Genomic DNA, 18,016 nt, shown 5'->3' on the forward strand with positions numbered 1-18,016 from the left:
ATAACCGCTGGAAGCAAAAAGGAGGAAAGAGAAATTATGAAACTGGCAGAGCTTTTTCCTGAGGGGGGGCGCGGCGTCATCGCTACAGCAGATGCTTCCGGGCAGGTAAATACGGCGGTCTATGCCATACCACACGTCATCGATGAAGAAACCGTGGCCTGGGGGATGACCCCGGGGCGGACCTACGACAATCTACTGGCCAATCCCAATGCATCCTATCTTTACCTGGCTCCCTCACGCGGAGGCACTGGCTGGCGCCTTACCCTGCAGCTGAAGGATTTCCAGGATTCAGGCCAAATGCTTGATGAAATACGGGAGCATACCTCACGGATTGTTTCGACACAGGCCGGTGAGGCTGTCCGGTATGTGGCACGGTTCAAGGTAACGGAGATCCGGCCTCTTGTTTGAATTACTCAGGGTTCTCTTTTCGGCGTCTCCAGAATGAAGGTAGCCGGGCCGTCGTTGATGAGAGAGACCTTCATATCTGCCTGGAATATTCCTGACTGGACAGGAATTCCCATTTCCCATATCTTGCCGTTGAAATACTGATACAGGTGGTTGGCGTCCTCCGGTGGCGCCGCCGTGTCGAAGGAGGGACGTCGCCCCTTGCTGCAGTTGCCGGCCAGGGTGAACTGGGAAACGGAGAGCAGTTCACCTTTGATATCCATGAGCGACAGGTTCATTTTGCCCCCATCATCCTCGAATATGCGCAGGTTGACAATTTTTTCCGCAAGCCAGTCCGCATCCCGGGTCTCATCCCCCTTTTCAACGCCGAGGAGGACCAGGACGCCTCTCTCGATGCTGCCGACTTTTTTGCCGTCAACTCTTACGGTTGCTTCGCTTACCCTCTGTATTACCGCTTTCATTGAAATATTTCCCTGAACTGCCTCTGGTAAATGGCCAAAGCACCATCACTGAAGGTGACGAAAACTATCTTTTCCAGCTCCGGGTATTTCTCCATGGCCAGCTTTGCCTCGCCCATGGCAATTTTGCAGGCTCATCCATGGGGTAGCCATAGACACCGGCGCTGATGGCAGGAAAGGCAAGGGATTTCAATTGGCTGGCATGGGCAACCTCAAAGCAGCGTCGATAGGCGCGCCTCAGAAGTTCCGGCTCCCCCTTGTCGCCGCCGTGCCAGACCGGTCCAACCGTGTGGATGATGTGAGCCGCCGGCAACTTGTATCCCTTGGTAATCTTCGCGTCGCCGGTCTCGCATCCGCCCAGTGTGGAACATTCGGCCACCAGTTCCGGACCTGCGGCCCTGTGAATGGCGCCGTCGACGCCGCCGCCGCCGAGCAGGGTATTGTTGGCGGCATTGACAATGGCATCCACAGCCAGGGTGGTAATGTCTCCTCTGATGATCTCAATTTTCGCCATGGTTGCCTCCTGCTATCTCTGTTTTACCATGTCCCGCAGCAGCTTCAGGTTGATCTCATCCATCTCGTTGTTGTCACCCTTCGGTGTTTCCAGGATCTTGGGTATTCCGGCAAAGCGGGGGTCGTTCATGATGAGGGAGAATGCGGTGGCGCCGATGGCTCCCTTGCCGATATGCTCATGGCGGTCGACCCGGCAGTTGAGCCCCTTTTTCGAGTCATTGAAGTGGAAGCACTGCAGCCGGTCAAGGCCGATGATCCGGTCGAATTTCTCCCAAACCTGGCCGTAGGCGGCTTCGCTGGTGATGTCGTAACCGGCGGCGAAGGTGTGGCAGGTATCATAGCAGACGCCGAACCGATCCGGATGGGCCGAGCCTTCGATGATGGTCCTCAGATGCTCGAAGGTGTAGCCAGGTTGGTTCCCTGACCGGCGGTGGTTTCCAGGAGGATTTTGCCAGAGTAGGCAGGTGTCTCGGCAATCAGGTAGTCGAAGGCCTCGATAATGCGTCTCAGACCCACCTCTTCGCCATCGCCGTTGTGGGAGCCGGGGTGCATGACGATCTTGCCGATGCCCAGGCGTGAGCAACGGATCATCTCCTCCTGAAAACCGTTGAGGCTCTTGTCCCGCATCTCTCCCGGCGCGGAGGCAAGATTGATGAGATAGATATCGTGGCTGATGACCTCGTTAAGACCCGATTCCGCCAGTTTTTCCTTGAAAAGAAGGATGTCCGGGTCGGAGATCAGCTTGCCCCGCCATTGATTGGTGTTCTGGGTGAAGAGCTGGATGACGCCGCAACCGGCCTTGACACCGCGCTCCGGGGCATTATGGATGCCGCCGGCAATAGACATGTGTGCTCCCACATAATCCTTCATATCACCTCTGTTCCTGGTCTATGGATGAGAGCGTTTTCCCGATCAGGCGAGTACGCTCGGCATATTCGCTCTCGCCGAGAATGATCTCCTGGTGCGGTTCGGACCAGATGGGGCGTGGCCACAGCGGGTCTTCGGCAAACCTGGGGACTATGTGCCAGTGCATGTGCGGCACCATGTTGCCCAGAAGTTCATAGTTTATTTTAGCCGGCTGAAAGAGCTTGTAAAGCGTCGCCGCCACGGCAGAAACTTCTTCCATGACTGCGGTTCTCGCGGCACGGTCCAGGTGGAAGAGTTCGGTGACATGGCTGCGGGTAAAAACAAAGGTGTAGCCGGGGAAAAACTGGTCGCGATTGAGCATCACCAGGCAGTGTTCGAGCTCGGCGACCCTCAGGTGCGGTTCATCGTTCCATTTGCTGCACATTGGGCAAGTCATTTTTTTCTCTCGTCTTGAGCTGAAAATATGAAGGCGAAGAAAAAACTTCGCCTTCCGTGTAGCTGCAGCGATGGGTTGTGCTGCTTTTCTGTTAAATGGCTATTTCGCCGCTGAAAACTTCGACTGCAGGACCGGTCATATAGAGGAAGCCATCCTCGGACCATTCCAGTTCCAGGTCTCCGCCGGACAGGTGGTTGAGGATCTTTTTATCTGTGAGCCCATTGAGTGCCCCCGCCACGCAGACCGCACTGGCGCCGGTGCCGCAGGCGAGAGTCTCTCCTGCTCCCCTTTCCCAGGTGCGCTGGCGCACTTCAGTGCGGGAGATGATCTGGACGAATTCCACATTAGTACGCCGGGGAAAGATCTCGTGGTTCTCGATGAGCGGCCCGTATTTTTCCACCTGGAAATTGTCCACGTCATCGACAAAAATGACACAGTGGGGATTACCCATGGAGGCGCAGGTGATATTGAAGGTCGTATGGAGAATGTTGAGCGGTTCGCTCACCACCCTGGCATCTGCCGGGCCGGACATGGGAATCTCGCCGCGGGTCAGTCGAGGCTTGCCCATATTGACACGGACCTTGTCCACTTTGTTGCAGCAATTGGTAAAGAGCTGCAGGGTCAATATTCCTGCGCCGGTTTCGGCAGTGATCTCTTTTTTATCGACGATGCCGTGATCATAGGCATACTTGGCCACGCAGCGGATGCCGTTGCCGCACATCTCCGATTCGGAACCGTCGGAGTTGAACATGCGCATCCGCACATCGGCCTTATCTGAAGGCATGATAAGAATCAGGCCGTCGGAGCCGATGCCGAAGTTGCGATTGGATACCTTTATGGCCACGTCAGCCGGATTTTCCACCTGCTCTGAAAAACAATCTACATAAACATAATCATTGCCGGCGCCGTGCATTTTGGTAAATTTCATTTGTATTACTCCCTTAGCCTTGTAATGGTCCCCATGTAATAGCAAAATCTCATTTCGGCAACAAGAAAAAAAACCGAGTTGCTTGACCTTGAGGCAATACTTTAAGTACAATCCACTTCCCATTTTCGGAGGATTTTATGGAGCTCAAAAACAAGATCTGGATGAACGGCAGCCTGGAGTGGTTTGCCTATATCGGTGAAGACGAAGTATTTCTCGGCAGCCGCGAAGTTCCCTTTCCCCTGGAAGAAGGCGATGAGTGGGTTAATCAATTTGGTGACCATTTTCAAGTGGTGGAAGGTGAAATACGGCATCTGGCAGGGTCGAACCGCCGGAGAGGCACTGGTAGCCATTGTCAGTGCATTGCACAACGGAAGACCGATGATAAGCTTTAGGTAATGAGCCGACCGCATCATGGGATATCTGAATAGCAGAGTCAGGAGGTGTTATGCCCAAGATACTCTTTCTGTTCAGTCTTGTGCTCGTCGTGTCCAGTATGCCGGGAGTCCCAGGAGCCGAGCCAATTCAGCATCATGGATATGTTGTCAATGCACAGGGGAACTCCCGGGAGTGCCTCGCATGCCATGACGGTTCCATGGCAAAGGCAGTTTCCAGCTGCCTGAATGGTCGCTGTCCTGTTGGCGGCTCCCATCCGGTCGACATTCCCTATCCGCCGCCGGGCCGCGAAAGCCAATATCTCCCTGCCCCTGAAGTTCTCAGCGTCAATATCAGGCTGTTGAATGGAAAGGTCTCCTGCATCTCCTGCCACAATCTGGATAACCCCCAGCCTGGTCACCCCAGTGTCGATCTCGCCAAAAGCAATCTTTGTCTTAGCTGTCATCTCAAATAGTCCCTCCTTCATATATTAAATACAATATAAATGTTGACTGACTATTTACATAAAATCAAAGCGAAGTAGTTTTGATTTCAGAGGGGGAAACCACTTTAATAAAAAGCTCTTGGGGTTGCTGGCCCTTGACATTCTTTTACAACTTCGGCCGCGGCGGCTGTGCTATCGGACATATAGTCGCCATACCGTCCTGCGAGGAGGTAAATTATGTGTAAAGCGCTCTATGCAACATTCGCGGTTCTTGTTGTGCTCCTGCTGTTCGTACTGTTGAAGGCTCTACGGGCTGAAACGGCGGAGCATCATGGATTTATGGTAATCGTCGAGGAAACGACCTCCGGATGCCTTTCCTGCCATGACGGTTCGGCAGCACAGTCAGTGGCCAATTGCAGCGGTGTCGATTGCCGGATTTCCGATTCCCATAGTGTTGATATACCCTATCCTCCGCCGGGGAAGGAGAACGAGTACCAGCCGGTCGCATACTTGACGGAGGCAAGAATAAAACTGATAAACGACCAGATCAGCTGCATCTCCTGCCACGATCTGAAGAACCCGGCAGGGTTGCACCTGGTAATGGACAATGCAGGGAGCAATCTCTGCTTTGGCTGTCATATCAAATGATTACATCCATTTTCCCGCCCCCTCCCCCTCACCCCGCCGGTGCCGCCTGTCCGGGGTTTGTTTCGGCACCGGCAGCCCGATAACGAAGAGAAAAGACTAGTGGGTTTGTGGGGTCTGCGGAAAAAGTATAGCATTAATGTGGAGAATCCCGCTGGAAGTGGTTTAAATTCTTGACGGATTAGGTAAAGGATTGTATATTTCTATTCATTTGACTATGGAGTAGAATTTATGAGGCTTTCCACCAAGAGCCGTTATGGCTTGCGAGCACTTTTCGATATCGCGTACAATTCCGGAAATTTGCCTGCCCAGATACAGGACATATCCCGCCGTCAGAACATTTCTCCCAGGTACCTGGAGCAGATCTTCCAGGCGCTGAAAAAAAAAGGGGATACTCAACAGCAAAAGAGGACCCCAGGGTGGATACTGTCTTGCCAGGAATCCTGACGAAATAACGGTTAGAGATATTGTCCAGGCAACGGAAGGGGATACCCTGCTGGTGGATTGCTCCGGAGGAAAGAAAAACAAGCAGCACTGCGGGTTTGACGGCGGCTGTGTTACCCAGACGGTCTGGGATGAGGCAAGCCGGGAACTGAACAGGCTGTTCGGCTCCATTACCCTGAAAACCTTGTGCGATCGTGGGCATGCCATGGGCATCAAGAGGGAACAGGACCACCGGTTCATGTATTTCATATGAGTGTTGGGAAAAAGGAGATTCCATATGCCGGTTTCAAGAAGCGATGATGTGATCAAGCAGATAGGCAATACGCCACTGGTGAGGCTGAGCAGGTTTGAAGAGAGCGGCTCAGCTGCCCTGTGGGGGAAAGTCGAGGCATTCAACCCCGGTGGCAGCATCAAGGACCGCATCTGCCTTTCCATGATCGAGGCTGCGGAAAAAGATGGCTGTCTGAAGCCCGGCGCGACTGTGGTTGAGCCCACCAGCGGCAATACAGGCATCGGTCTCTCCATGGTTTGTGCCGTCAAGGGCTATAAATTGATTTTGGTGATGCCTGATACCATGACCATAGAGAGACGGCGTCTGCTGGCGCCTACGGTGCAGAGCTGGTTCTGACACCGGGCGCGCAGGGGATGCGGGGTGCTGTGCAAAAGGCCGAGGAGCTGGCTGCAGAAAACGGTTACCTTCTGCCCCAGCAGTTTAAAAATGCAGCGAACCCCGAAATACACAGACTGACGACAGGACCCGAGATCATCAAAGGGATGGACGGACTGTCCATTGACGGATTTGTGGCAGGGGTCGGTACCGGCGGAACCATTACCGGGGCAGGCGAGGTGCTGAAAAAGCATAATCCTGCCATTCATATTGCCGCGGTCGAACCCGCCGATTCATCGGTATTGTCCGGTGGTGACCCTGGTCCGCACAAGATCCAGGGAATTGGCGCCGGATTCATCCCCGATGTCCTCAACAGCAAAATCTACAATGAGGTGATACGCGTTTCAAATGACGCTGCCTATGGAGCGACGAAAAGGTTGTCCATGGAAGCGGGTCTTCTTGTGGGCATATCCTCGGGAGCTGCCCTGGTCGGGGGGATACAAGTGGGCGAAGAAGCTTGGTCCAGGCAAAAATGTGGTGGTGATCCTGCCGGATACGGGTGAGAGATACCTTTCGACAGGGGTTTTCGATTGATTTCGCCGAGGTATTGCTGTTAAAACCGAGCGGCCCGTTTTGCGGGCCGTCTCCATTTTGAGGCTGAACATGGATGAATTGCACTTGAAATATGAGAAGCTGAAGAGCATCCTCCAGGAGATGGGCTCCGTGCTGGTGGCTTTTTCCGGCGGGGTTGATTCCACCTTCCTTTTAAGAGTTGCCCATGACCTTCTTGGTGACAAGGCCTGCGCCATTACCGCCACTTCTCCCACTTATCCCGCTTCCGAATTCCGCGAGGCAACCGCTTTGGCCCTGTCCATTGGAGCCAGGCAGATAGTCATTGAATCCAACGAGCTGGAAATACCCGGTTTTTCGGAAAACCCGAAGGATCGCTGTTATCACTGCAAAAAGGAGCTTTTTCAGCATTGTGTGGAAAAAGCTTCCCTAGAGGGCTTCGCTTCATCGCCGACGGCAGTAATACGGACGATCTGGGGGACTACCGGCCTGGTCGTATAGCCATCGGCGAACTCAAGGTGCGCAGCCCGCTGTTGGAAGCTGGGCTAGGTAAAAGCGACCTCCGTCTTCTCAGCCGGGAACTGGGCCTGCGACCTGGGACAAGCAGCCATATGCCTGTCTTGCCAGCCGTTTTCCATATGGTGTAGAGATCACTCCGGAGCGATTGTCCATGATCGAGTCTTGCGAGGAGTTCCTGAAGGGGCAGGGTTTTTCACTCTATCGGGTGCGATTTCACCACGAGACGGCGCGAATCGAGCTTTCAGAGGAGGATTTTGGGCGGCTGCTGCAGCCGGAACTGCGTCGATTGGTTGTCTCGTTCTTTAAGAAGGCTGGCTTTACATACGTGGCGCTGGATTTGGAGGGGTACCGCACAGGCAGCATGAACGAAGTAGGTTTACGCTGAAAAACGCCCATCTGCGTCGTCGCCCTCATCGCTGCGCTGCTCACATACTGGTGCATGCTCCGCTGCTCGCTCTTCGGCGCCTTGCACCTGGGCGTTTTTTGAGCGCAAACGTTTATTTCACTTCCACCTTGATCTGTTTCGATTTGATTTCTTCCGTTTTCGGCAGGATTATGGTGAGGACGCCACGGTCGCAGGAGGCTCGGATCTTATCCTGATCGATGCTCTGGGGCAGGGTGAAGCTGCGCTGGAAGGTGCCGTAATAGCGCTCGACCCGATGATAGTTTTCTCTCTTGACGTCGGTGTTCTGTTTTCTCTCGCCGCGCAGGGTCAGAATATTGTTTTCAATCCTTACCTCGATGTCCTGCTGATCCATGTCCGGCACCTCAGCCTTGATGACAACAGCCTCTGCGTTCTCGTAAATATCCACCGGCGGCTGCCATATTCCCTCGTTCAGTTCCTCACCCGATTCCCTGTTCCAGGCAAGGTCCAGCAGGTGATTCATTTCCTCCTGCATGGTGCGGAGATCCTTGAAAGGGTTGTATTTAACAAGCGCCATAATCCACTCCTCCTTACTAGTGTCACGTGCGGCTAATTCTTTCCTGACAATTTCGGGTCTTTTGGTCCCCGGCTGCGTTGCGGCTCCTCGGCTTAGGCCCTGCTAGGCCTGCGTCGCCGGCGCCTTGCCGGGAACCAAAATCCCTCGAAATTCTTGCAGAGAACTAACCGCACGGGACACTAGCCACGGGTTTCAATAAACATAATCAGTTTGCAGGCAAAGTCAAGGGGGAGAAAACTTCGCCGTTTTCTCCCCCTGTCTAGACCCTGGTTTTATTTAATTGTGGTTATACCGTTATATCCTTTTCCCTTTAGGTACACTGTGTTTCAGTTTCTTTGAGCCATCATATAGGTTTTGCTTGGCAATCGCCCGCCGTTCTTTCAGGTCTTTTTTGTCATAGTCGAATTTAAGGGTTGTCTCCGCGTCTTTTGCCAGTTGATCGATTTTTTCCACGTCTCTCTCTGTCATACTGACTCCCTTTTTGGTTGTGGTGCAATTGCAGTTATTTCGGCTGTTGTTTAAAAAAGACCTCCTGTCATTTTCTCCCATGATAACAGTTTTCTCAGTGGATGCAACAGCTCTTTTCGCCGCAGGAATCAAGCATCTTCAGGGGATTATTACCCTTGATGCCACTGGATTTCTGGGCTACTATTTGCAGAAAATCAACACGAGGTGGCGTTATGGAAGTATATAAAGTCGTGGAAGTGAGTTCGGTAGCTGAGGACACCCTGGAGGATGTCCTGAACGAGTGGGCCGGCAAGGGCTGGCTTCTGGACCGGATCCAGTTCGCCATGCGCGAGTCAAGCAAGAGGCCGAGCATGGCCTTTATTATCTTTACACGGGAACAGCAGGAATAGGGGAGCAGATATGCCTGAAAAACCAACGCTTTACCTCATTGACGGTTCGTCCTACATCTACCGGGCCTATTATGCCATCAGGCACCTTTCTTCACCGAAGGGGTTTCCCACCAATGCACTCTACGGCTTTATCCAAATGCTGCTCAAGGTGGTGAAGGACCGGAAGCCGGACCACCTGGCGGTAGTCTTCGACGCCGGAAAGCTGACCTTCCGCAATGAGATCTATACAGCCTACAAGGCAAACCGTTCTGCCATGCCCGACGACCTGCGCCTGCAAATAGAGCCGATCAAAGAGGCGGTTCGCGCCTTCAGGATACCCGTGCTGGAGCTGCCCGGCTTCGAGGCGGACGACATCATCGGCACCATCGCCTGCGATTGTGAAAAAAAGGGGATGGCTGCAGTCATTGTCACCGGCGACAAGGATCTGATGCAGATTGTCACCGACAGCGTCACCCTCCTCGACACCATGAAAGACAAGGCATCGGGCCCTGCCGAGGTGGTCGAGCGTTTCGGCGTTCCACCGGAGCGGGTGGTGGATATTCTGGCTCTGGCTGGCGATTCTTCCGACAACATACCGGGGATTCCCGGCATCGGGGAAAAGACGGCCATCAAGCTGATTCAGGAGCACCATTCGCTGGATCAGCTCCTGGAAAATGCTTCTGTCGTCAAGGGGAAGGTTGGTGAACGTCTCCGTGAGTTTGCCGATCAGGCCCGCCTGTCCAGGCGGTTGGCAACAATTGAATGCAGTGCGCCGGTTCCCTATTCCTATGACGATTTTGCCGCTTCCCCTCCCGATAACCGTCTTCTAGGGGACCTGTTCCGGGAATACGGCTTCACGACTCTGATGAAAGAACTGACCAGTGTCGCTACCCTCTCCAGCGACGACTACCGCACTATTCTCACCGCCGGCGATTTTAGCGCACTGATGGATAAACTGAGTGCCCAGTCCACCTTTGCCATTGACCTGGAAACCACCAGCCTCAACCCATTCGAAGCGGAAATTGTCGGAATCTCCTTCAGCTTCAGCGACCACCAGGCATATTACATCCCGGTCGCCCACCACTATCTGGCGTTCCGGATCAGCTCTCCCTTGCCCACGTCCTTCAAACACTGAGGCCCCTGCTTTTGGACCCGGCAATAAAGAAAATCGGCCAGAACATCAAATATGACTACCAGGTGCTGCGCCGGGCCGGCATAGAGATGGAAGGCATCTGGTGCGATACCATGCTGGCCTCCTATCTGCTCAATCCCAACCGTTCCAGCCATGGCCTCAATGGGTTGGCCGTGGAACTGCTCGACCACAAGATGATCTCCTATGCCGACGTTGCCGGCAGTGGCAAGGACCAGAAGAATTTTGCCCAGGTGGAGGTGGAAAAAGCCTCGATCTATTCATGCGAGGATGCCGATGCCACCTGGCTGCTGCATAAGCTCTTTTTGCCACAGATTGAAGAGTCTGGCATGGAGCGGCTGTTGTTCGAACTGGAGATGCCGCTGGTGAAGATTCTTGCCGAGATGGAACTGTACGGAGTCAAGCTGGACCTTGCCCTGTTACAGAAGCTGTCTGCGGGTTTCGGTGGTCAGCTGGCAGAGCTGGAGCGTGAAATATTCCAGTGTGCCGGAACGACCTTCAACATCAACTCCCCCAAACAGCTGGGCGAGGTTCTTTTTGAACATATGCAGCTACCCTGTGGGAAGAAGACCAAGACCAAGACCGGCTGGTCGACCAACGTGGATGAGCTGGAGAGGCTTGCCGCCGAACATGAGATAGGCAGGCTCATCCTCCAGTACCGAAGCCTGTCCAAGTTGAAGTCCACCTATACCGATGCATTACCCAGACTGGTTTACAGCGAGTCCGGCCGCATCCATACCTCTTACAACCAGGCGGTCACCAATACCGGCCGGCTTTCCTCGTCGGAACCGAATTTGCAGAATATACCGATCCGTTCCGAAGAAGGGCGCAGTATCAGGCATGCCTTCATTGCCGAGGAAGGTTGTCTCATCCTGTCTGCCGACTACTCCCAGATTGAACTGCGGGTATTGGCCCATCTCTCTCAGGACCGGGTCTTCTGCGATGCCTTTGCCAAAAACGAGGATATTCACACCAGGACAGCTGCCGAGGTCTTCGGCCTTTTCCCGGGAATGGTTACCCAGGAGATGCGCCGTCAGGCCAAGACCATCAATTTCGGTGTCATCTACGGTCAGGGTCCCTTCAGCCTGGCAAAGGAACTGGGCGTATCCACCAAGGTGGCAAAGGAGTTCATCGACAACTACTTCGACCGCCATGCCGGAGCCAGAGTCTTTCTTGACGGCTGTGTCCGCGAGGCCGAGGCCAAAGGATATGTCACGACCATCCTCGGCCGCCGGCTGCCCATTCCCGATATCAACAGCACTAACGGCAACATCCGTTCCTTTGCCCAGCGTAACGCCATCAACTACCCGATCCAGCTCGGCAGCCGATATCATCAAGCAGGCGATGGTAAAGGTAAGCGGGCGGATGCGGCGGGAAGGCCTGAAAAGCCGCCTGATCATGCAGGTCCACGATGAGCTGGTATTCGAGGTGCCGCTGGAGGAAAAACTGACGATGGAAAAGCTGGTCTGCCACGAGATGGAAAATGCGTTGACTTTGAGGGTGCCGCTGAAGGTGGATGTGAACTTCGGGTCAAACTGGAGCGAAGCCCATTAGAAAGTTAAGAGGCAGCGGGTCAGAGATTCCCTGCTCCGAGCATGGGGGCGTTAGCGGACTGGCTACCGGCGTCTGGAGTTTTACTGCGATTTTTGGCGATGTTGGCGCCGGCCTTGTCTGTGTGGATGCAGACCCGATTCTTCCTTCCCGCTTTGCGCGGTACAGGGCGTTGTCTGCGCGGTGCACCAGCTCGCTGATGGGAATTTTTGCCGTATCGAAGGTACAGGCAATGCCGATGCTGACGGTCTGGCTGAAGTGCTGCCCGCCAAATGCAAAGGTCATGGCAGAGAACCTCATCCTCATGCGTTGGGCGATTTCTGTGGCTTTGGTTGATGGGGTGGCAGGCAGAACAACGGCAAATTCCTCACCGCCATAGCGCGCAACCAGGTCCGCTCCCCGACAACTTTCCCGGAGAATCGCGGCAAAGGTTGCCAGTACCTGATCGCCGGCAGCATGGCCGAAAGTGTCGTTTACCAGCTTGAAATCGTCCAGATCCAGAAGGAGCAATGACAATGGCATCAATTTGTGCAATTCCCCCTCTATAGACAATATTTCATCGAATACCCGCCGATTATATAGTCCCGTCAACCCGTCCCGCATTGCCAGTTCTTTGACCTTATGGAACTCCAGGGAGTTTTTCAGTGCCTGGGCAAAGTTTTCGGTGACGGTAGCAAGGAAATGTCCGGAAAAAGCGCCTATTGCTTGCCTGTGGAGGCAGATCTCCACTTTCCCCATTTTTTCAGGTAGCTGGAAAGTGAACCAGCGTGTGGGTTTGTTGTCGCTGTCGGCCTCGCCCCCTGCCTCCAGTGCCGGTCCGGCGCTTCTGTCTTCCAGAGGTGAGAAGCTGAAGGTTTTGCAGCCGCTGTCAAGCTCAAGGGTAAAGACGATCCGGTGGTAGACGATGTAATCGAAGAGGATCCTTGATGCTATGGCACAGACATCATCGGGATCCAGAGTGGCATTCACTGCGCCCATGAATTTTGCCAGGAACAGTGCCTCATTCAGTTGTCGGATAAGATCCGGCGCTTTCTGACAACTCCCGTTACTGTCCCCGCCATCCGGGTTAGATAAACCGATGTTTTCGACAGTAGAAAGTATCCGCTCCTTTTTCATGGTTCCCTATGCTCCCGAAGTTTTACAGCTTGAAATAGGATGTAAAACGTGAAGTAAAATCACTAGATGCAATATCTTTGCCACATTTGTCTAATAGCCAATTAACTTTGCATTGCAGGTATTTATTGGGTGCAAACGTAGAAATTTATCCAATTAGATTCACTTCAATGTTACCTCAAAGTCAAAATAATGACTTCTCGGGCACATTAGAGGGGATAACTCTTTCTTTCGCTTTAAAAAAAGATGTGGTAATCTGGCAACGTTTACATGGACCTCAAGGCATGGGTGAGGAAAGGACTTTTTTGTGACACAAAGAAAATTCGATCGGTTCAGTTTCAAGGCTGACGCTCATATTACCTATGATAATGTGACCTTCACGGGGGAAGTGGCAGACCTAAGTCTAAAAGGATTATTTGTCAAGACCACTCAGGTCGTTGCCGTAAATGAACCGGTAAGGGTCAGCATAAACTTCAAGGGGGCAAAGGAGAAATTCTCCTTTACCATTCCGGCGACAGTTGTACACAGAACTGACACCGGTATTGGCCTCAGTTTCAAAAGGATTGACATGGATTCGGTGCTCTGTGAAAAACGTGCTGCAGATGGCCAAGAGGAAGTGGACGCTCTTAAGGAGCTTGTCGGCGACGTGGATACCTCCTCTTGATGTTTGAGAAGCCTGCCGGGAGATGCCGGTTCTCCTGGTGGCACATTGTCTCCGGGGTCATGTTCATTTGCAGCTGGTGCTTTATAATCAATTGCCTAGGAGTCTGTCGGACTTAGGGATCGAAGCGAGAGAATGGAAAATCGAGGACGGATATTTGGAAATTTGAGAGCGAATAGTGGACCTATTTGTCGAAAATTTACGGAGATCCGTACCGATTTGCCATTTTCGCAGCCGATTCATTCTAAGTCCTACAGACTCCTAGGGCTGCATGTTTTTGCGTAGAGGGTGGTTGACTGTCACCCATAAAAAGGAGGAGGTTGATCATGTTGAAAAGAGTCTGCTTGATGGTAACGGCGTCGCTGCTTTCTCTCTGTCTGTCGGGTTGCCTGGTGGGCGAGGGCAAATATCTGAAGAAGGTGGAAGAGGCGGAATCGCTTAACAAGAGCCTGACATCGCTGCAGCAGCAATACACTGCCCTGTCGGCTGAAAATGAGATATTGAAGGCATCGGTGAGCAAGCTGACGAAGGATTTGGCTGCAGCCAACAAGGACAAGGAAAAACTTACAGCCGATAACAAGGAACTGGACAAGGTGCTCAAGGCCAAATCGGATACCTTGTCAAAAAATATATCAGAGCTGAGGCAGAAGGTGTCCGACCTGGAGACTGAGAATGCCAAGGCTGAAGGACGAGATAGCAAACCTGAAGAAAGCAAAGGAAGAAGAGGTGCAGAAAACCAGCAAGACCTATGAGGATCTGCTGGAAAAAATGAAGAGTGAGATTTCTCAGGGTCAGGTGACCATCTCGGAGCTCAAGGGGAAGCTGACCGTCAATATGGTGGACGCTGTTCTCTTTGACTCCGGAAAGGCAGAAATCAAGCCGGAAGGACTCATTGTCCTGCAGAAGGTGATCGATATCCTGAAAAACATCAAGGACAAGTCTATCCGCATCGAGGGCCATACGGACAATGACCAGATAGGCGGTGCACTGGCGAAAAAATACCAGACCAATTGGGAACTTTCCGCCGCTCGTGCCATAAATGTAACCCGTTATCTGCAGCAGCAGGGCATTGATCCTCTCAACCTGTCGGCTATTGCCTACGGGGAATTCAAACCGGTTGCCGCCAATGATTCCCGTGAAGGTAAAGCAAAGAACAGGCGGATCGAGATCATCCTTGTACCAAAGGAGTAGGTGCACCTGCATTGTGAAAATAACTGAAAGGATAAGAGCCAGTCTTCGGCTCCCTCTGCAACTGGATGAAAAAAGAAAAAAAGCAGCCCTTGCCGAAAGAAGGAAACTTTTCCCATAACCCCTTCAAATCACTGAAAGGCATCGAGCGAAACCAGCCATTGGCTCCCAAAAGCCGGTGGCTACTCCGCCAGCAGCTGAACCACCGCCTGCCGTTGACGATGATCTGGCTCTGTTTCTCCGTGAAGTGGCCGATGTGCAGAGAATGGACGAAAATACAAAGACTTCAGGTAAAGCTGTTCCATCGAAACCGCCAGTTGTACAGCGGATTGACGATAGCGAAAGGAAGGTCTTTCTCAAGGCGTTGGAAAAGCTGGAAATGGATGTGGTCTTTCAGGATGAGTTGCCCGATGATGTGGAGCCCCTGCGGCCCATGAACCAAAACAGGCTGCGGCAGCTCAGGCGTGGGACGATCCGCGTCGACTTTCAGCTGGATCTTCATGGCCTGACCAGGGATGAGGCAGTGGTAAGCTTGGCTCGCTTCGTGACAGGCGCCTATAATCGTGCACAGAAGGCAGTCCTGGTCATTACCGGAAAAGGAAACAACTCGTCCGGCGAGCCCGTGTTGCAAGCGGCTGTTGCCGGCTGGCTGCGCGACAAGGGAAAGGAAATGGTCGCCGAATTCGCCCCGGCCCCTCGGCAGATGGGGGGGAGCGGCGCCTTTGTCGTCTTTTTGAAGGACAAGGAACGGGTCCAGAAATAAAGCAAAAAATACATTGACACAAGACTATCACATTGATAGTGTATCAGTACACTTTGTTGCAAGTGAATTAGTAAACAAATAATTGAATAACATTCTTATCAAGAGCGACTGAGGGACCGGCCCTGTGACGTCGCGGCAACCCCCTGCAAAGGGAAGGTGCCAAATCCTGCGAAACTTAGGTTTCGGGAGATAAGGAAGAGAAGAACCTCACCAGAATCCTCTTCCTGCCCCGGAAGGGGATTTTTTCATTGCGGCAGATCAATTACGGTTTTCCGCACTGGTGAACAAATTAAATGGGGGTGACGCGATGCACATTTCGACAGAGGCAGTACAGATTGGGCTGGATTGGGATTCAAGGACCGGGGCGGTTACCGTTCCCATTTATCAGACGGCAACTTTTAGGCATCCGGGACTGGGGCAGAGTACCGGCTATGACTACAGCCGCTCGGGCAATCCCACTAGGCAGGCACTGGAAGAGGGCATTGCCCGTCTTGATGGAGGGGCGCGGGGTTTTGCCTATGCTTCGGGGATGGCAGCGATAACTAACCTGCTCTTGCTGTTTCAGCGGGGCGACCACCTGGTCGTCACAGAGGACCTGTACGGCGGCACTTACCGACTCTTCGAGCAGATCTTCCACCAGTACGGCCTGGAGTTCACCTATGTGGATACTTCTTCCCTGGACGAGGTGGCGGCGGCTCTTAAGCCCAATACCAAGGCACTCTTCGTTGAATCTCTGACCAATCCGCTGCTGAAAGTGGCGGACATTAAGGCTTTGAGTAACCTCTGCCGGGAGCGGCAGCTGCTCTGCATCGTCGATAACACTTTTCTGACTCCATACCTGCTCCGGCCACTGGACCTTGGGGCAGATATCACCGTCTACAGCGCCTCCAAATATCTGGCAGGTCATAATGACACCATTGCCGGCCTGGTGGTGGCAAAGGATCAACAACTTGCAGAGCGGATTTATTTCCTGCAGAACTCGGTTGGTGCGGTGCTGGGACCCCAGGATTCATGCTGGTGATCCGCGGCATGAAGACCTTGGGGGTCCGGATGGACCGCCAGCAGGAAAATGCAGCAGCTCTGGCTTCGTGGCTGGAGAAGCATCCCCTGGTTGCCAGGGTGCATTATCCGGGGCTGAAAGGTCATGCAGGTCATGCTTTGGTAAAATCTCAGGCAAAGGGGTGCGGCGCGATGATCGCCTTCGAGGTGACCGATCCGGCATTGGTGGAGACGCTGCTGCTCAAGACACATTTGATCTCCTTTGCCGAGAGCCTTGGCGGAGTGGAGACTTTGATCACATTTCCCGAGCTGCAGACCCACGCCGATATAGAGCCCGAGATACGGGCCAGGTTGGGCATCAACAATGTACTGTTGCGGCTGTCGGTGGGAATCGAGGATATTAACGATCTGATTGAAGATCTGGAGCAGGCATTTGCAACTGAAGAAAAGGGGGCAGCATGAAATTCGGCACAAAGATCATCCACAACAAGCACAGCATCGACCAACATACTGGGGCGCTGTCCGTACCCATCCATCAGGTATCAACCTTCGCCCAGGAGTCCGTTGACCATTTCGGCAAGTACGACTACGCCCGCTCAGGCAACCCCACCAGGGATGCACTGGAGGAGACGGTGGCGCTACTGGAAAACGGCAGCCACGGTTTTGCCTTCGCCTCGGGGATGGCGGCTATCTCCTCGGTGCTCCTGCTCTTTTCCCCCGGTGACCATCTGGTCGTCTGCGAAGATGTCTATGGCGGCGCCTTCAGGGTATTGACCACCCTTTTCACGCGCCTGGGCATCCAATCGACTTTTGTCGATGCCACCGATCCGGCGAGAATTGCCGAAGCCATCACTCCTGCCACGAAGGCCATCTACCTGGAAACACCGTCAAATCCTCTGCTGAAGATCACTGACCTCCGTGCCGCCGTGGATCTGGCCAAGGAGCGAGGCCTACTCACCCTGGTGGATAATACCTTCATGACCCCTTACCTGCAGAGGCCCTTGGATCTGGGCTGTGACATCGTTCTCCACAGTGGCACCAAATTTCTTAATGGCCACAGCGACGTCATCTGCGGATTTGCCGTGGTGAAGGACGAGGAGCTTGGCAAGCGAATCAAGTTCATCCAGAACGCCTTTGGTGCGGTACTCGGCCCACAGGACTGCTGGCTGGTGCTACGCGGTTTGAAAACTGCGGGTAAGGATGGATGAAAGCCAGAAGAGCGCAGTCAGCGTGGCCAATTGGCTGACCCAGCAGCGGCGGGTGACGGAAGTTTTTTATCCCGGCCTGGAACAGCACCCGGGGTATGGGGTGCACAAGTCCCAGTCGGCGGGACCGGGGGCGGTGTTGTCCTTCAAACTGGAAACGGTGGAACTGACCCACCGCCTGCTGGAGAAAATGGAATATGCAGCCTTTGCCGTCAGCCTCGGTGGCGTCGAATCGATCATCTCCTACCCGCCGAAGATGTCCCATGCGGCCATGCCTGCAGAGGAGCGCGCCGCCCGGGGGATCACCGACAACCTGGTGCGACTGTCCGTGGGGCTGGAGGAGACGGAGGATCTCATTGCCGACCTGGACCGGGTGATAAATTTTTAGGAGTCTGTCGGA

19 protein-coding genes, 6 pseudogenes and 1 riboswitch are annotated in these 18,016 nt (G+C 53.5%); of the genes and pseudogenes, 16 read left to right on the forward strand and 9 right to left on the reverse strand.

The genetic code is table 11. From position 1 onward, the window contains the following. Positions 1 to 36 precede the first annotated feature (36 nt). Positions 37 to 408, forward strand: coding sequence for a pyridoxamine 5'-phosphate oxidase family protein (locus JCM15764_RS19185; RefSeq protein WP_054698483.1), 372 nt, complete (start codon positions 37 to 39; stop codon positions 406 to 408). Between the two features lie 5 nt (positions 409 to 413). On the opposite strand, the gene dtd is transcribed toward JCM15764_RS19185, so the two are convergent. The 5 genes and pseudogenes from dtd to dapF form a co-directional block, all read right to left on the reverse strand. Then, positions 414 to 866, reverse strand: coding sequence for a D-aminoacyl-tRNA deacylase (gene dtd, locus JCM15764_RS19190; RefSeq protein WP_054698485.1), 453 nt, complete (start codon positions 864 to 866; stop codon positions 414 to 416). After that, positions 863 to 1,377: pseudogene (locus JCM15764_RS19195) on the reverse strand (O-acetyl-ADP-ribose deacetylase). Before JCM15764_RS19195 ends, dtd begins: the two are co-directional and overlap by 4 nt. A 12-nt stretch (positions 1,378 to 1,389) precedes the next feature. Next, positions 1,390 to 2,246, reverse strand: a pseudogene (locus JCM15764_RS19200) (deoxyribonuclease IV). A gap of 1 nt (position 2,247) precedes the next feature. Beyond that, positions 2,248 to 2,679 carry an HIT family protein gene (locus tag JCM15764_RS19205; RefSeq protein WP_054698487.1) on the reverse strand — a complete coding sequence of 144 codons (432 nt, stop codon included), beginning with the start codon at positions 2,677 to 2,679 and terminating at the stop codon, positions 2,248 to 2,250. 91 nt (positions 2,680 to 2,770) lie between these two features. Then, the gene (gene dapF / locus JCM15764_RS19210) at positions 2,771 to 3,607 is read right to left on the reverse strand and encodes a diaminopimelate epimerase (protein ID WP_054698488.1); all 837 of its coding nucleotides are present in this window, start codon (positions 3,605 to 3,607) and stop codon (positions 2,771 to 2,773) included. Between the two features lie 137 nt (positions 3,608 to 3,744). Between dapF and JCM15764_RS19215 the strand changes: the two genes are divergently transcribed. Then, entirely contained in the window at positions 3,745 to 3,999 is a 255-nt protein-coding gene (locus JCM15764_RS19215; RefSeq protein ID WP_439645346.1) for a hypothetical protein, read from the forward strand. Positions 4,000 to 4,040: 41 nt separating this feature from the next. Here JCM15764_RS19215 and JCM15764_RS19220 read toward each other — a convergent pair whose 3' ends face one another. Continuing rightward, positions 4,041 to 4,445: a hypothetical protein gene (locus JCM15764_RS19220; protein WP_054698490.1), complete on the reverse strand. Its 405-nt coding sequence runs from the start codon at positions 4,443 to 4,445 to the stop codon at positions 4,041 to 4,043. A 216-nt stretch (positions 4,446 to 4,661) separates the two neighbouring features. Between JCM15764_RS19220 and JCM15764_RS19225 the strand changes: the two genes are divergently transcribed. From JCM15764_RS19225 to JCM15764_RS30395, 6 genes and pseudogenes are all read left to right on the forward strand, one after another. Beyond that, positions 4,662 to 5,072: a cytochrome c3 family protein gene (locus JCM15764_RS19225; RefSeq protein WP_054698492.1), complete on the forward strand. Its 411-nt coding sequence runs from the start codon at positions 4,662 to 4,664 to the stop codon at positions 5,070 to 5,072. Positions 5,073 to 5,300: 228 nt separating this feature from the next. Next, positions 5,301 to 5,516, forward strand: coding sequence for an RrF2 family transcriptional regulator (locus tag JCM15764_RS30385; protein WP_279384575.1), 216 nt, complete (start codon positions 5,301 to 5,303; stop codon positions 5,514 to 5,516). Next, positions 5,461 to 5,766: an RrF2 family transcriptional regulator gene (locus JCM15764_RS19230; RefSeq protein WP_279384578.1), complete on the forward strand. Its 306-nt coding sequence runs from the start codon at positions 5,461 to 5,463 to the stop codon at positions 5,764 to 5,766. The genes JCM15764_RS30385 and JCM15764_RS19230 overlap by 56 nt, the downstream gene beginning before the upstream one ends. A 24-nt stretch (positions 5,767 to 5,790) precedes the next feature. Further along, a pseudogene (gene cysK / locus JCM15764_RS19235) lies at positions 5,791 to 6,714 on the forward strand (cysteine synthase A). Between the two features lie 69 nt (positions 6,715 to 6,783). Beyond that, a complete protein-coding gene (locus JCM15764_RS30390; protein WP_279384576.1) occupies positions 6,784 to 7,191 on the forward strand; it encodes an adenine nucleotide alpha-hydrolase family protein in 408 nt (135 codons plus the stop codon). 169 nt (positions 7,192 to 7,360) lie between these two features. After that, positions 7,361 to 7,594: an adenine nucleotide alpha-hydrolase family protein gene (locus JCM15764_RS30395; protein WP_279384577.1), complete on the forward strand. Its 234-nt coding sequence runs from the start codon at positions 7,361 to 7,363 to the stop codon at positions 7,592 to 7,594. Between the two features lie 112 nt (positions 7,595 to 7,706). Here JCM15764_RS30395 and JCM15764_RS19245 read toward each other — a convergent pair whose 3' ends face one another. Together JCM15764_RS19245 and JCM15764_RS25280 are read right to left on the reverse strand one after the other, a co-directional pair. Next, complete coding sequence (locus JCM15764_RS19245) at positions 7,707 to 8,150, reverse strand: Hsp20/alpha crystallin family protein (protein WP_054698494.1); 444 nt, start codon at positions 8,148 to 8,150, stop codon at positions 7,707 to 7,709. A 294-nt stretch (positions 8,151 to 8,444) separates the two neighbouring features. Further along, positions 8,445 to 8,618 carry a hypothetical protein gene (locus JCM15764_RS25280; protein ID WP_243689442.1) on the reverse strand — a complete coding sequence of 58 codons (174 nt, stop codon included), beginning with the start codon at positions 8,616 to 8,618 and terminating at the stop codon, positions 8,445 to 8,447. Between the two features lie 212 nt (positions 8,619 to 8,830). Between JCM15764_RS25280 and JCM15764_RS25285 the strand changes: the two genes are divergently transcribed. Together JCM15764_RS25285 and polA are read left to right on the forward strand one after the other, a co-directional pair. Continuing rightward, a complete protein-coding gene (locus JCM15764_RS25285; protein ID WP_243689443.1) occupies positions 8,831 to 9,007 on the forward strand; it encodes a DUF4177 domain-containing protein in 177 nt (58 codons plus the stop codon). Positions 9,008 to 9,017: 10 nt separating this feature from the next. Then, positions 9,018 to 11,690: pseudogene (gene polA / locus JCM15764_RS19250) on the forward strand (DNA polymerase I). On the opposite strand, the gene JCM15764_RS19255 reads toward polA, so the two are convergent. Continuing rightward, a complete protein-coding gene (locus JCM15764_RS19255) occupies positions 11,667 to 12,803 on the reverse strand; it encodes a GGDEF domain-containing protein (protein WP_054698496.1) in 1,137 nt (378 codons plus the stop codon). The pseudogene polA and the gene JCM15764_RS19255 sit on opposite strands and share 24 nt — an antisense overlap. Before the next feature lie 304 nt (positions 12,804 to 13,107). Between JCM15764_RS19255 and JCM15764_RS19260 the strand changes: the two genes are divergently transcribed. The 6 genes and pseudogenes from JCM15764_RS19260 (at position 13,108) to JCM15764_RS19280 (ending at position 18,004) form a co-directional block, all read left to right on the forward strand. After that, the gene (locus tag JCM15764_RS19260; RefSeq protein ID WP_054698498.1) at positions 13,108 to 13,464 is read left to right on the forward strand and encodes a PilZ domain-containing protein; all 357 of its coding nucleotides are present in this window, start codon (positions 13,108 to 13,110) and stop codon (positions 13,462 to 13,464) included. A 323-nt stretch (positions 13,465 to 13,787) separates the two neighbouring features. After that, the gene (locus tag JCM15764_RS25290; protein ID WP_243689444.1) at positions 13,788 to 14,213 is read left to right on the forward strand and encodes a hypothetical protein; all 426 of its coding nucleotides are present in this window, start codon (positions 13,788 to 13,790) and stop codon (positions 14,211 to 14,213) included. Continuing rightward, positions 14,134 to 14,652, forward strand: a complete 519-nt coding sequence (locus JCM15764_RS25295; RefSeq protein ID WP_243689445.1) for an OmpA/MotB family protein — start codon at positions 14,134 to 14,136, stop codon at positions 14,650 to 14,652. Before JCM15764_RS25290 ends, JCM15764_RS25295 begins: the two co-directional genes overlap by 80 nt. A 175-nt stretch (positions 14,653 to 14,827) precedes the next feature. Continuing rightward, the gene (locus tag JCM15764_RS30400) at positions 14,828 to 15,412 is read left to right on the forward strand and encodes a Smr/MutS family protein (protein WP_439645347.1); all 585 of its coding nucleotides are present in this window, start codon (positions 14,828 to 14,830) and stop codon (positions 15,410 to 15,412) included. A gap of 92 nt (positions 15,413 to 15,504) precedes the next feature. Further along, a riboswitch (SAM riboswitch) is annotated at positions 15,505 to 15,608 on the forward strand. Positions 15,609 to 15,719: 111 nt separating this feature from the next. Continuing rightward, positions 15,720 to 16,873: pseudogene (locus tag JCM15764_RS19275) on the forward strand (trans-sulfuration enzyme family protein). Beyond that, positions 16,870 to 18,004: pseudogene (locus JCM15764_RS19280) on the forward strand (trans-sulfuration enzyme family protein). Before JCM15764_RS19275 ends, JCM15764_RS19280 begins: the two co-directional pseudogenes overlap by 4 nt. The last annotated feature ends 12 nt before the right edge of the window (positions 18,005 to 18,016 follow it).

It is taken from the genome of Geotalea toluenoxydans JCM 15764 (assembly GCF_001311985.1).
In the GTDB taxonomy this organism is placed as follows: Bacteria; Desulfobacterota; Desulfuromonadia; order Geobacterales; family Geobacteraceae; genus Geotalea; species Geotalea toluenoxydans.

What these genes read in the sequence shown, in the direction of transcription:
- JCM15764_RS19185 (WP_054698483.1), top strand. Translation starts at nt 37, where the DNA reads ATGAAACTGGCAGAGCTTTTTCCTGAGGGGGGGCGCGGCGTCATCGCT.
- dtd (WP_054698485.1), bottom strand. Translation starts at nt 866, where the DNA reads ATGAAAGCGGTAATACAGAGGGTAAGCGAAGCAACCGTAAGAGTTGAC.
- JCM15764_RS19205 (WP_054698487.1), bottom strand. Translation starts at nt 2,679, where the DNA reads ATGACTTGCCCAATGTGCAGCAAATGGAACGATGAACCGCACCTGAGG.
- dapF (WP_054698488.1), bottom strand. Translation starts at nt 3,607, where the DNA reads ATGAAATTTACCAAAATGCACGGCGCCGGCAATGATTATGTTTATGTA.
- JCM15764_RS19215 (WP_439645346.1), top strand. Translation starts at nt 3,745, where the DNA reads ATGGAGCTCAAAAACAAGATCTGGATGAACGGCAGCCTGGAGTGGTTT.
- JCM15764_RS19220 (WP_054698490.1), bottom strand. Translation starts at nt 4,445, where the DNA reads ATGACAGCTAAGACAAAGATTGCTTTTGGCGAGATCGACACTGGGGTG.
- JCM15764_RS19225 (WP_054698492.1), top strand. Translation starts at nt 4,662, where the DNA reads ATGTGTAAAGCGCTCTATGCAACATTCGCGGTTCTTGTTGTGCTCCTG.
- JCM15764_RS30385 (WP_279384575.1), top strand. Translation starts at nt 5,301, where the DNA reads ATGAGGCTTTCCACCAAGAGCCGTTATGGCTTGCGAGCACTTTTCGAT.
- JCM15764_RS30390 (WP_279384576.1), top strand. Translation starts at nt 6,784, where the DNA reads ATGGATGAATTGCACTTGAAATATGAGAAGCTGAAGAGCATCCTCCAG.
- JCM15764_RS30395 (WP_279384577.1), top strand. Translation starts at nt 7,361, where the DNA reads ATGATCGAGTCTTGCGAGGAGTTCCTGAAGGGGCAGGGTTTTTCACTC.
- JCM15764_RS19245 (WP_054698494.1), bottom strand. Translation starts at nt 8,150, where the DNA reads ATGGCGCTTGTTAAATACAACCCTTTCAAGGATCTCCGCACCATGCAG.
- JCM15764_RS25280 (WP_243689442.1), bottom strand. Translation starts at nt 8,618, where the DNA reads ATGACAGAGAGAGACGTGGAAAAAATCGATCAACTGGCAAAAGACGCG.
- JCM15764_RS25285 (WP_243689443.1), top strand. Translation starts at nt 8,831, where the DNA reads ATGGAAGTATATAAAGTCGTGGAAGTGAGTTCGGTAGCTGAGGACACC.
- JCM15764_RS19255 (WP_054698496.1), bottom strand. Translation starts at nt 12,803, where the DNA reads ATGAAAAAGGAGCGGATACTTTCTACTGTCGAAAACATCGGTTTATCT.
- JCM15764_RS25290 (WP_243689444.1), top strand. Translation starts at nt 13,788, where the DNA reads ATGTTGAAAAGAGTCTGCTTGATGGTAACGGCGTCGCTGCTTTCTCTC.
- JCM15764_RS25295 (WP_243689445.1), top strand. Translation starts at nt 14,134, where the DNA reads ATGCCAAGGCTGAAGGACGAGATAGCAAACCTGAAGAAAGCAAAGGAA.